7 protein-coding genes and 1 CRISPR repeat array are annotated in these 12,105 nt (G+C 70.0%); of the genes, 3 read left to right on the forward strand and 4 right to left on the reverse strand.

Annotation, left to right across the window (positions count from 1 at the left end; translation table 11 throughout):
* Window positions 1-86: 86 nt before the first annotated feature.
* The 3 genes from casB to ITX44_RS26245 all read right to left on the reverse strand — a co-directional run bounded on the left by casB (window position 87) and on the right by ITX44_RS26245 (window position 5,961).
* Window positions 87-803: a type I-E CRISPR-associated protein Cse2/CasB gene (gene casB / locus ITX44_RS26235; protein ID WP_205359855.1), complete on the reverse strand. Its 717-nt coding sequence runs from the start codon at window positions 801-803 to the stop codon at window positions 87-89.
* A 264-nt stretch (window positions 804-1,067) separates the two neighbouring features.
* Window positions 1,068-2,675, reverse strand: coding sequence for a type I-E CRISPR-associated protein Cse1/CasA (gene casA, locus ITX44_RS26240; RefSeq protein WP_205359856.1), 1,608 nt, complete (start codon window positions 2,673-2,675; stop codon window positions 1,068-1,070).
* 334 nt (window positions 2,676-3,009) lie between these two features.
* On the reverse strand, window positions 3,010-5,961 hold the full coding sequence (locus tag ITX44_RS26245; protein WP_205359857.1) for a CRISPR-associated endonuclease Cas3'': 2,952 nt from the start codon (window positions 5,959-5,961) through the stop codon (window positions 3,010-3,012).
* Window positions 5,962-6,098: 137 nt separating this feature from the next.
* A CRISPR array of direct repeats spans window positions 6,099-8,751; the repeat unit is 29 nt; unit sequence GTTCTCCCCGCGCAGGCGGGGGTGGTCCG.
* Between the two features lie 131 nt (window positions 8,752-8,882).
* On the opposite strand from ITX44_RS26245, the gene ITX44_RS26250 reads away from it, so the two are divergent.
* From ITX44_RS26250 to ITX44_RS26260, 3 genes are all read left to right on the forward strand, one after another.
* Complete coding sequence (locus ITX44_RS26250; protein ID WP_205359858.1) at window positions 8,883-9,818, forward strand: DUF5655 domain-containing protein; 936 nt, start codon at window positions 8,883-8,885, stop codon at window positions 9,816-9,818.
* 173 nt (window positions 9,819-9,991) lie between these two features.
* On the forward strand, window positions 9,992-10,840 hold the full coding sequence (locus ITX44_RS26255; RefSeq protein ID WP_205359859.1) for a hypothetical protein: 849 nt from the start codon (window positions 9,992-9,994) through the stop codon (window positions 10,838-10,840).
* A 17-nt stretch (window positions 10,841-10,857) separates the two neighbouring features.
* Complete coding sequence (locus ITX44_RS26260; RefSeq protein ID WP_205359860.1) at window positions 10,858-11,124, forward strand: hypothetical protein; 267 nt, start codon at window positions 10,858-10,860, stop codon at window positions 11,122-11,124.
* Window positions 11,125-11,199: 75 nt separating this feature from the next.
* Here ITX44_RS26260 and ITX44_RS26265 read toward each other — a convergent pair whose 3' ends face one another.
* Window positions 11,200-11,946 (reverse strand): DNA-methyltransferase, encoded by a 747-nt coding sequence (locus tag ITX44_RS26265; protein WP_205359861.1) that lies wholly within the window; start codon window positions 11,944-11,946, stop codon window positions 11,200-11,202.
* Window positions 11,947-12,105: the final 159 nt, after the last annotated feature.

The raw sequence follows: 12,105 nt of genomic DNA on the forward strand, positions 1-12,105 counted from the left end.
GTCGGGGCTACGGTTGCGGTTGATCCGGGCCCGGGCCAACACGCGGTCGGCAGAAGACGGCAGCCGGCCAACTTCCTGTCCGCTCCCTACGTGCCGGGGGGCGCGGAATTCTGCTCGGCCGCGGCCTCCTGACGGCGAAGCGACCGGTAGAACTCCTGCAGCCACCGCGTGGAAATCGCGTCGCGCCCATAACGCCACGCCGCAAGATCGTGCAACAGGCAGGCGTAGTCCGGGACGACACCGGACGATCCCAGCCACCGGAAGACGCTGGGCAGCATCCTGTGGGCACCGTCAAGGTCCTGACGCACGAGCAGATGCAGCCGTGATTCGGCTGCGCCCGACTTGAGCTGATCAGGATCGCGACGGCCGACAGCCAGCGCGAAACTCTCACCGAGACTGGTGCCGTGCGGACGGAACGCCGCACTGGCCGCATCCGGAATGGTGTTGAGCGCAGCCGGTTCGGTGCCGTCCCCGCCGTTTTCCGAGGAGACCACCGGGGCGGCGCCGTCGCGAAGGCTGTCTTCTGCTGTGCCGGTGTCCGGTCCACCGGGTGCTTGGGAAAGGCGCTGAGCCCTCGGGCGGGCGGCGATGAGTGCTGCGACCGCGTAGTACGCGCGTTCCTTGTCCGCGTAACCCCGGCGCTCCGGGTCCTCGCGGATTAACCCGGGGCGCAGCAGTGCAGCGTGCATACGGGCGGGGACGTCGGTTACCGGCTTCCCCAGCCCCGCCCGCAGCGCGGACTGCGCCCCCGGCGACTCACGGCACAACCGGCGCACCCGGTCCGCGAACTCGTCATACTTCACCAACTCGGGATCCCTCGGCCGGGGCTGCTCCTCAGCGGGCGCTCCAGTCACTTTCTCGGTCTGGGAATCAGCCGGGGCACGGCTCGGGGATGGGGTCGTTGCGCTCATCGGTTCCACCGTGGGTGTAATGGTCGGGACACTGCAGGGCTTGGCCGGACGGGTCGCCGCATAGGCGGTGGTCACCGGCGAGGAGATGGCGTTCGGAAGGCCAGGACGATTGGGGTCAGGCGCCGCCGGAGCTACTGGGAGCTGACACGTGCGGACTCAGGGCCTGTCGGGAGCGCGCAGCAGGCTCCTCACCAGCCCGCGAGCCTCCTCGCGGGCCTTCGCTCCGCGCGGGGTGGCGGCGATCGGCAGAGTCACCGCGTCGTACTCGCGCAGCGCAATCCGCCCGTAAACCTGGGCGCTCCCGGAGAAGACCCCATCGCCCAGCGACTGCCAGAACTGCTGCTCGGCCGCCGGCCAGTACGCGGCCAGCGCGGGCGCGGGCCAGGGTCCGCCGCGCTTGCGCCGGTCCTTGGCGGTACCACCAGGGCGCTCCTTCTCGAACGGGCTGGTGTAGGCCCGCCAGGCGGTCTGCAACGCGTATTCCAGTCGGCCGGCCGCCTTCTCCGCAGCGTCGCGGGCCTCCCGCAGACCATTCCTGAGCGCGTGGTCCGCCGGGTCGTCCGACACCCGCAGCAGGTTGAACAGCGGCGGGGTGGAGCTGGCGAAGTACGTGCGGTCGCGCGTCTGGCCGTCCTGATCGAAACCGAGGGACTGCACCCGCACCGAGTCCTCGACCTCCGGCGGCAGCTGGCTTCTCAGGTCGCTCAGCGCGTAGGGCCGGTGGCCGGAGTCGTTGCGGGTCTCGGTGACCAGCGCGTCAAGATCGCGCCACAGCGCCCGGTCCGCGTCGGCCTCCCGGGGGCGTTTGAGCAGGTCCTTGCCCTCGTCCCACAGAAGGTACGGGTCCTCGATCGGGGGCCGGTTGACGCGCAGTGCCCACGTGATGTGCGCATCCACCACGCTGCGGCCCCCGGGAGCAGGGGTGAGGAGAACCGCGTGCCGGTACTGCTCGGTGAGGGCCGACAGCGGACCGGTCGGCGCCGTCGGTACGGCGAGCGGATCGGGCAGCTCGTCGCGCTCCCACGGACAGGCGTCCGGGGCCGCGCCCCGCTCCGGCGGCCACCGGTTCGGATACGGAAGACCCAGCAGCAATGTCTCGAACAGCGAGCGCCCGACCGGATGATAGGACAGCACCTTCCGCAGCGGACCGGCGTAGGAATTGCCGAACCGCTGACCCGCCACAGTCCGCGGCGTGCACTGGCCGGAAGGCCCGTAGTAGAGCTGTGCCAGCAGGTGCAGCGCCGCGTCCGCCGAGGACAGCGGCACCTGTTCACCATCAGCGAAATGCCCGAAAAAGACCTGATTGTTACCTGCCGGGCGGGCGAAGACCAGCTTGTTGACGCCCGAACTGCTGGGACACTCACCGCGCAGCCTCGGATCCTGCATCCACGGCCACTCGGAATCGAAGAGGCGAAACCGGTCGCCATAGCGGGCGAAGTACGCCCTCACCGCTTCCGGGTTGAACCGCCCCTCACCGTCCAGCAGGTCGTAACGCCGATCGGTCCACTCCTCCACGCCCTCCGCCTCGTGCAGGCCCGTAATCCGCGCAGCGATCGCGTACAGCACCCTCAACAGTCCCGAAGCCGCGGGTGGCAGCGCGACGGCGAGGCCGCTGAAGAGGTGCGCCTGCAGGAACAGCTCCAGAAAGCCCACGCTGCGTGAGCCCGCCGGCTCGTCGGCGGTGGGCAGCCTTGAGACCGGGCACCACGGCTCGGTACGGAGGTCGTAGAGGTCGGGAGAAGAGGGTAACGGCTCGGCGGGCATGGGGATGATGTCCCATCGCTGGTATGAGGCAGGCTGGTATAAGGCGAGTACGAGGCCGGATCGAGACACGCACCGAACGGAGTGCGCGCTTCTCCGCATAGCGGAGGTGGCCCGGTCCGGACGTGTGGCGCGGGTGACTCACCGCTCGACGTTCCACTCCCCGCGCGAGCGGGGGTGGTCGCGGTCTTCCTGATTACCCGTCAGGAGGACCGCGACAAGGAAGATGCTAGCCGTCTGTTTGGTCGCAGATGCTCTGCTTCGGAAAACTTCCTCAAGGTCCTTACGTGCGGCGCTACACTGCCGGATTGCGATTGGGGTCACCCACGCCGTGCGGTCAAGACAGCCGCTCGGTCACCAGCCCCAACTCGTGGTGAAGCGTTAGCCGTCGCTTCCCCAGGGCCGGACCCGCCGGTCCCTTCGGCCCGGTGGTGTGGGGTAGCAGGACGATTCCGGCGAGCCTGGCCTCGTCCTGCCATCCGGCGGGTGGTTGATTGGCGGCGGTGCAGTCCTGCCGCCATTCGCCGTGCCCCAGTGGCACGACGTACCCCAGGAGTTCACGCACCAGGGCCCGGGAGAAGCGTCCGCCGGGGGCGTCGCCGGCTTCGGGGAGCGGCACGCTGTGGTCTTCGTCCAGCCAGCGCCGGTGCTCGGCGTCCTCGAAAACCGGCAGCGTCTGGACAGTGTCCGCGCCCAATCGTGTTGCGATGATGTCCTCGTCGGCGTCGCTGCTGGTGAGCTGCTGCAGCGAGATGACGTCGCCCGGTTTGGGGATGGCCACCAGATGTGCCAGCCCCTCGCGGGCCATCGTGTCGCTCAGCCGGTCGATGTCCTCCTTCAGCAGGAGTTCCGGGGTCTTGGACGCGAACGCCTCGTCGTAGACCCCGTCGACCAATTCCTGTACGTCGGCGGGCACTTCCACCGGCTTTCCCGCCCGGTCCTCCAGCGATTCGAGGGTGCGGCGCAGCAGGGCCGGCGCATAGACGTCGCCCCAGGACTTCGGGACGTTGAGGCCGCCCTTGTCGTCCACCGGGACAAGAACTGCCAGCCGTGGGCCACGGCTCCAGGCCGGCCGGTAGGGGGCTGTGCCCTGGTGCCGCCAGACCCGGCCAGCCCGTTGCAGGAGCAGCGCCATCGGCGCGAGATCGGAGACGATGAGGTCGAAGTCCATGTCGAGCGACTGCTCGATCACCTGGGTGGCGACCAGGATCGTGCCGCGCGGCGGCTCGGGACGCCGCACCCCCTTCTTCTCCACACGCCCGAACCACTTTTCGGCCTCCCGGGTGATGGCGTTCCGGCGCCGGCCGGGGAACCGCGCATGCAGCAGCCGCAGTCGGGGCTCCCTCAGTCCAGCACCCGCGCCGCCGTCCGGGCCGTCCGGTTCACCGGGGTCCGCCACACGGTCGTCCCAGCCTTGGTAGTCCGGCCCGAACCGCGGGCGGAAGTGCTCACGCAGAGCGTTGAACGTCTGCTGGGCCTCACCGACCGTCGTACAGATCACGGCCACGCACCCGCCGGCCTCGGCGACCGGGGTCAGCTCCCGCAGCAATGCCGCCAGCCGGCCGTTCCCGGCGGCAGGGTCATAGGTGTGGGTCACCGGAAGCAGGTCGATGCGGAGGCTGGAAGGCCGGTTGGTACCGATCGGGCCGCTCGGCACCGTGACCGCCGCAGTGGCACCGTCCGCATAGACCCAGCCCGGATACGACGGCGCGGGCAACTCGTACGAACCCGGCTTCCGCCCCGCACCCGTCAGATACGCCTCCACCATCCCGGTGGCCGTACGCCCGGTCAGCGTCGCTGACAGCAGCACCACCGGAACTCGCATCGCCCCCAGCCAGACGAGCAACCGCAGCAGCAAGGCATGGGTGAAGGCGTCGTACGCGTGCGCCTCGTCGACCACCACTGTCTTGCCCGCCAGGCCCAACTGCCGCAGCGCGTTGTGTCGCAACGGAAGCACCGCCAGGAGCGCCTGGTCCACGGTGCCGACGGACAGCGGAGCCAGCAGTCCTCGCCCGCGGGTCCGCAGCCACCCGCCCGCCGAGACCGACGCTCCGCTGGTTCGTGTGTCGTCCTCGGTCAGCGTGCGCGGCTCCAACTCCGGCTCGGACTGTCTGTCCGGCGAGTACCGCTCGTTCAGATCGGCTGCGCCGTGCAGCAGGGTCAAGGCCGCATCCCCCAGCAGGTTGGCCCGGCCGAACGCGGCCACCCGTCCGTAGAGCTGGTCGGCCGTCGCCCTGGTCGGCAGCAGGAACGCCACGCCGGGGCACCCCGCCGCCTGCCCCATCGCGGCAGCCGCCGCCAGCGCCACCTCCGTCTTGCCCTCGCCGGGCGGCGCCGTCACCAGCAGAACCCCCGGCCCGCCCCCGAACACCCCAGCCTGCGTCAGCTCCGCGTCGACGCTGTCCTGTAACGGATGCGGCTGCCGGATCTCGGGAAAACGCTCCCGGAAGCCCCGAACCGCGAACTGTGCCCGGGCCAGCTCCGCGCCCCGCAACAACCCGGGCGCCTCCGCCGCCGCGCGACCAGCATGCGCGCGCAACGCCTCCATCGTCCCCAGCCCGCCATCGGCGGCATCGGCGGCCTGCTGCCGCACCACGAAATCGTCCTGACTGGCCAGCCAGTCGGCCACCACCACCAACCCCGCCACCACAACCGCCGCTTGCACCGACAGCCCCGCTCCTGTCGGCCCCCCTTCCGGATGCCCCAGCACCTCCCGCAACGCGGCCACATGCTCCCGCCGCTGCACCTCCCATCCCCCAGCACCCAGCTCCGGGAAATCCTTCAGCGCATTGAACACATTCCGCGCGTCCGGCAGACCCGGATACCGCCCGTGATGCCCGCCCAGCAACTGCGCCACCCGTACCACGAGCCATCCCGCAGGCCGCCGCCTCCCCTCCGGATACCCCAACTCCGCCAGCAGCTCGGGCAGCACCCGGGCACCCGCCACCTGATGCCCCAACACGGTGGCTCCGCTGTCCCCCACCACGCGTCCAGCGAAGGCCCCGTCCGCCAACAGCGCCGCGCATGACCCGTGCCGGAGCGCATCGCGCTGAAACTGGAAGCCCGGCTGGATCTTCCCCACGTCGTGCAACCCGGCCCAGAACGAGACCATCGACCGCGCCTCCTCCGGCCGGACCCCTAACTCCCCCGCGATCGCTGCCTGTTGCGACTCCGCCAGAAACCCGTCCCACAACGCCCCCGCCACCACCCCCGTATCCACCAGATGCCCGATCAGCGGATACGGCTCCACCAGCCCGCGCTCCTTACCCCACACCCGAACATCGACCATCTCTCCCCCTCAACCCCAGACCGCCCTCGGCCAGACCCGGGTATTCCACCACCTGCCTCTGACACACTGACCGCATGCACCAGCGGCGGCCCAGTCAAGCAATTGCAAAGCCCCTCCAAACCCGCAGGTCGTGAAGTGTTCTCCCCGCGCAGGCGGGGGTGGTCCGTAGTCCGTGGTGCCGTTGCAGGCGGCCACGGCGTTCTCCCCGCGCAGGCGGGGGTGGTCCACCGCGACCGGTGGCCGGCTGATGGCCTGGGCAGTTCTCCCCGCGCAGGCGGGGGTGGTCCGTGGGCGAAGTGCTCGACAAGGCCGTCGGTGAAGTTCTCCCCGCGCAGGCGGGGGTGGTCCGCAGGTTCGGACCGCGCTGCTTCAACACCTTGAGTTCTCCCCGCGCAGGCGGGGGTGGTCCGGCGCTGAGTATCGGGGGCGCGATCGTCACTGTGTTCTCCCCGCGCAGGCGGGGGTGGTCCGACGCGCCGGGAAGTGTGGGTGACCGTCGATCCGTTCTCCCCGCGCAGGCGGGGGTGGTCCGCCGGTGGGACACCATCGCGGGGTGGCTCTCGCGTTCTCCCCGCGCAGGCGGGGGGTGGTCCGCTCCTTCCACAGGCGTTCGACGGTGATCGAGGGTTCTCCCCGCGCAGGCGGGGGTGGTCCGAAGGGGCCGGTACCGACCCCGGAGGAGCTGGAGTTCTCCCCGCGCAGGCGGGGGTGGTCCGCCGTGGATGGCGCCGAAGCTCGTGCCGATGCTGTTCTCCCCGCGCAGGCGGGGGTGGTCCGTATTCCGTTCCACTCGGTGCGGACGGTCAGATGTTCTCCCCGCGCAGGCGGGGGTGGTCCGTGCGCCACGGGGAAGCGGGATTGGGCGGCAGGGTTCTCCCCGCGCAGGCGGGGGTGGTCCGCCGCCACGGCCATGGCCCGCTCCCACGCCGTCGTTCTCCCCGCGCAGGCGGGGGTGGTCCGCCCGGCAGCGTGCTCTACGGCACGGCCGAGATGTTCTCCCCGCGCAGGCGGGGGTGGTCCGCGACGCGCGAACGCCAAGGTGCGCGAGTACCAGTTCTCCCCGCGCAGGCGGGGGTGGTCCGTTGCGGGGGGACGGCGGGTGCGTGCCGTTGCGGTTCTCCCCGCGCAGGCGGGGGTGGTCCCAATGGGCGGACTGAGCCCGTGCCCACCACGACGTTCTCCCCGCGCAGGCGGGGGTGGTCCGCGGCTGCTGGGGGCGTAGATACGATCCGTCACGTTCTCCCCGCGCAGGCGGGGGTGGTCCCGGGGTGGGTGTGCGGCATCGCGCCGTTCTCGCGTTCTCCCCGCGCAGGCGGGGGTGGTCCGGCACGCAGCCGCTGTCGTATCTGGCGCCGGAGGTTCTCCCCGCGCAGGCGGGGGTGGTCCGCAGGCCGCCCTCGCGCTGGCCGTGATGCGTGCGTTCTCCCCGCGCAGGCGGGGGTGGTCCGCCGATCGCGTCCATCTCGTTCCGGGCCTGGACGTTCTCCCCGCGCAGGCGGGGGTGGTCCGTGAACGAACTCGAACGACTAGGGCGGCAACTGGTTCTCCCCGCGCAGGCGGGGGTGGTCCGGCGATCGCCGCGGCCGTGCCCCGGTCGCTCCAGTTCTCCCCGCGCAGGCGGGGGTGGTCCGGTGATCGCGTCCACGGTTGCGGCCGCCGCGGCGTTCTCCCCGCGCAGGCGGGGGTGGTCCGCGGCAGGCCGCCGAACTCGGCCGTATCCGCACGTTCTCCCCGCGCAGGCGGGGGTGGTCCGGTGACTGGACCGTAACCGTGATAAACGGTCCGGTTCTCCCCGCGCAGGCGGGGGTGGTCCGCAGCTTGTTCACGGACACCTGATGCGGTCCTTGTTCTCCCCGCGCAGGCGGGGGTGGTCCGTCGCGCGGGGTGGGGGGCTCGGTGGACGTGGCGTTCTCCCCGCGCAGGCGGGGGTGGTCCGGTGCCGATCATCCTCGGCATCGACGACCGCTAGTTCTCCCCGCGCAGGCGGGGGTGGTCCGAGTCGCACGGGATCCTGCGGCCCAACGACGAAGTTCTCCCCGCGCAGGCGGGGGTGGTCCGGCGGCGCAGGCCGCCTATCGCCCTGGGCTCATGTTCTCCCCGCGCAGGCGGGGGTGGTCCGGCGGCGCAGGCCGCCTATCGCCCTGGGCTCATGTTCTCCCCGCGCAGGCGGGGGTGGTCCGCCGCGGCTGCTGCCTGACGCGCGGGCACGGGAGTTCTCCCCGCGCAGGCGGGGGTGGTCCGTGCACTTCATCTCCGTCGTTGTCCGGGTGCGTGTTCTCCCCGCGCAGGCGGGGGTGGTCCGCTGCCGAGGGCCTTGCCGATCGCGTCCATCTCGTTCTCCCCGCGCAGGCGGGGGTGGTCCGTATTCCGTTCCACTCGGTGCGGACGGTCAGATGTTCTCCCCGCGCAGGCGGGGGTGGTCCGTCGGCAACTACACCGCCAACGTCTCCCCGATGGTTCTCCCCGCGCAGGCGGGGGTGGTCCGGTGCCGGACGGGGCCCGGGTCGTCGGGCACGCGTTCTCCCCGCGCAGGCGGGGGTGGTCCGCCGGCCTGCGGGGCCGTGGTGACCACGCTGGCGTTCTCCCCGCGCAGGCGGGGGTGGTCCGCCGCCACGGCCATGGCCCGCTCCCACGCCGTCGTTCTCCCCGCGCAGGCGGGGGTGGTCCGCGGCACGCCCAGATGCGGTCGCTGCTCCGTCAGTTCTCCCCGCGCAGGCGGGGGTGGTCCGGACGCGGCCCGCCGGTTGATGAACGGCTGTCAGTTCTCCCCGCGCAGGCGGGGGTGGTCCGTTCTTCGGAGTGCCCAGCGCTATCGTCACGGCCGAATCCAGCCAGAGAAAAGGTCCATCGTCCCTCCTCGGGGGAATATCCAGTGTTCCCCACAGATTCGTTGCTGCATGGCAGGTGGGGAGGTGGAGCACGTGACCGAGCTGAAGGTCTTCCGGCTGGGCGCCGACGAGCGGGATGTCGAGGTTCCGGGGTCGTCGGCGGCGCTGGAGGTGGAGCTGCAGCGTCGGGTCGAGGCCGGGATGGAGGCGATGCTGGGGGTGCGGTTCCTGGCGTCGGAGTATCCGACAGGGCCGTGGCACCGGGGGCGGATCGATTCGCTGGGGCTGGACGAGAACGGCAGTCCGGTGGTCGTGGAGTACAAGAAAGGCGCCGACAGCGGGGTCCTGTCGCAGGCCGTGTCGTACCTGACCTGGCTGTGCTCGGCGCGCTTCGAGTTCGAGGCGCTGGTCGAGGAGAAGCTAGGCGCGCAGACAGCCAGATCGGTCGACTGGCGCAGCCCTCGGGCCATCTGCATCGCGGCTGGCTTCTCCCATCACGACCGGGTTGCGGTGCACGACTACCCCAAGCGGATCGACCTGGTGAAATACCGGCTTTTCGAGGGCGGACTGCTGAGCCTCCTGCTGGTCGAGTCCTCCACCGGCGCCGCAAGCCCCGTCCGCGTTCGCGCCCGGCACCGGACCCCGGAGCCCGCTGAGGCGGACGTCCTGGAGGCCGGCCCGGCTGCGCGTTGCGCTCTGGCGGCGGCGCCCGAACCTCTGCGGGACCTGTACGGCGAGCTGGACGAGATGCTTACCGCGTGGGGTGAAATCGAGGTACGGACGCTGCGGCACTACGTCGCCTATCGCCTGATGGTGAACCGCGCCTCGGTGCTGTTCCGTCCTTCGCACGGGGTGATCCTGGTGTACCTCACCCTCGACCCGGATGCGGTCGGGTTGGAGGAGGGTTTCACGCGCGACATGCGTGGTATCGGCCACCTCGGGACAGGCGATCTGGAGGTCCGGATCGCGTCGGCGGCCGATCTGGAGAAGGCGGGGCCGCTGATCCGGCGGGCGTTCGAGGCGGCCTGAAACACAGGGCACGCGCGCTCCTGGGCTCGCCAGCACCGTGGCGCGTCTTGCACCACAGTCCATTCTTCGTGACGCAAGTCACACCGGAAGCAAGAAGATCCTTTGCCGACGCAGGACCCTGGCGAGCCCTGTAGGGGATGCTCATTGACTCTCTACAAGCGAAGGTGTGCCGTATGACTGCAGCCGAATTAACTACTGTGGCCGTCAGCGAAGAGACCCCCGGAAATATCCATTTGTCGTATCCGGAATCCCGAGTTTCCTCTTGCAGAGAGGTCGTATGGCCCAGGGAGACTCTCTTTTCCCTGATACCGCAGCTGCAGGACTACGCGGTGCTCGACGGAGTCTTGGAGATTCCCCGACCAAAGTTCACAGACGACGGGGTCCTAGTCACACTGGAAGCCTCAATTGCGGCGCTTCATGGGCAGGACGATGTCATCGATCTTTTCAGTCAAAGCTTGCTTTCGATCCCGATCACTAGGGCGGCACGCTGGCGTGAAGCCGTTTCTATGGCCCTTCTGGGCGGGTGGTACGACGCTGTCGCCGACGCCTGCAATGGCCGTTTCGGATCTGCAGAGCTAGCAGGCTACCTGCGAGGCGAGGTACGCCGCGTACACCGTCAACTCCAACCGCTGTGGCAGCACAAGATTGGCGGCCAACACCTTCAACTGATCGACATGCCGGTAGCCGACGGGTTATCGCTGCGAGACTTGGTCAGTGATGGCAGTGGGGCCGAAAAAATCGTCTTGCGAGCCGTACTCGACGATCAGCGCCTTGCGGCGGTCCTCGGAAAGCTGGCACCGCTTGAACAAGATGTCGCCAGAGCATGGGCGTTTGGCGGGGCAACGACATGGAAGGAGGCTGCCGAGCGCGTAGGGGTCGTGTCGCCGGCTGAGTTCGGCGAACGGGTCCGGCGGAAGCTGCGACGTCAGGGCCGGGAGTACGTGCGGCGACGCACGTCCGCTACAGACACTGGCCTGTGGCTGCCGCCACAGGCAGCCGATCCTACGGACGCCCAGCCATGAGGTCAGCCCGTAGCGGCATGGACATCCTTTTGGCAGTACCGACCCCGGTGCTGACGTCCATTGGATTGGTGCTGGCTTCGGCCTGCGCGGGTTTCATTCTGTGTCACGGGCTAGCGCTCCTGCTGCCTCAGGACTCCGCCGACCGCCGCGAACTGGCGCTGCGCAAAATTGAGCTGGCCGACCGTCGTCGACGATCGTGGCGTATGGCCAACTACAGCGAGGAAGAAGCTGCCAGGCCAAGGCCGTCGGCCAGCCCCGTACCCACGGATCAGAATCTCGGGTGAGCCGATGAGGGCGGCTGGCAGCCCGATTACTCCCGGGATGCCGACCGCCCTTCGGCGTCTGCGGTCTCCTCACGGTCATTCTTCCGGTCCGGCCAGAACGAAGTCGTCCTGGGTCAGCTCGGCCTGAAGCCTGCGCTCGGCCACGGCGGCGTAGTGGTCGGAGAGTTCGACTCCGACGAAGTGCCGGCCTTCGCGCAGGGCGGCGACGCCGGTGGAACCGCTGCCGGTGAAGGGGTCCAGGACGGTGCCGCCGGCGGGGCAGATGCGGACGAGCTGCTGCATGATCTCGACCGGCTTCTGGGTGATGTGGACGCGGTCCTTGCGGGGCTGGGAGGCGATGAAGTGGCCGGGCAAGTACAGGTCCCGGCTGTGGTCCAGGGTGCCTTTGACGCCCCAGGTGATGAACTCGGCGGCCTGCTTGAAGCCGCCCTTCCTCGGCCTGGAGGCGGGTTTGATCCAGGGGATGGTGCCGGACCAGGTCCAGCCGGCCATCTGGAGGGCGTCGGACGTGGTGGGTTCCTGGCGCCAGTCGGAGAAGACCATGGCGACGGTGTGCTCGACGGCGGCCCGGTAGGACTCGGTGAGCAGTTCGGTCAGCCAGGCACGGTACGAGCGCTGGTCGCGGTTCTCGCCGGGGAAGTTGGCCAGGTCGTGTGCGGATCCGCTGGTGACGTACTTGGCGCGGGCGGTACGGCTGGTGCGGTCGGAGCTCGTGCGCCCGCCGCTGTTGTACGGCGGGTCGGTGATGACGGCGTGGATCGATTCGGCGGGCAGGGTCTTGAGCACCGTGAGGGCATCGCCCCGGTGCAGCGTGTAGGTCATACGCGGGCCTCTTCTGGGCGCGACAGGGTCGGACCCGGTCCTGCTAACGCCCGAGGCGGCGCGGCGGAGCCGGGGTTGCGCGGCAGGGTAGCCGTGATTCGCGGTCACGCCTAACAAGGCCGAGGGTGCCCGGGGGCCGGTTTCCGGGTCGTTTGGTGC

The organism is Actinacidiphila acididurans (assembly GCF_016918855.1).
In the GTDB taxonomy this organism is placed as follows: Bacteria; Actinomycetota; Actinomycetes; order Streptomycetales; family Streptomycetaceae; genus Actinacidiphila; species Actinacidiphila acididurans.

Bases quoted from the DNA above. Each gene is read 5' to 3' on its own strand.
- ITX44_RS26260 (WP_205359860.1), top strand. From the start codon at position 10,858: ATGGACATCCTTTTGGCAGTACCGACCCCGGTGCTGACGTCCATTGGA.
- casA (WP_205359856.1), bottom strand. From the start codon at position 2,675: ATGCCCGCCGAGCCGTTACCCTCTTCTCCCGACCTCTACGACCTCCGT.
- ITX44_RS26255 (WP_205359859.1), top strand. From the start codon at position 9,992: ATGACTGCAGCCGAATTAACTACTGTGGCCGTCAGCGAAGAGACCCCC.
- ITX44_RS26245 (WP_205359857.1), bottom strand. From the start codon at position 5,961: ATGGTCGATGTTCGGGTGTGGGGTAAGGAGCGCGGGCTGGTGGAGCCG.
- ITX44_RS26265 (WP_205359861.1), bottom strand. From the start codon at position 11,946: ATGACCTACACGCTGCACCGGGGCGATGCCCTCACGGTGCTCAAGACC.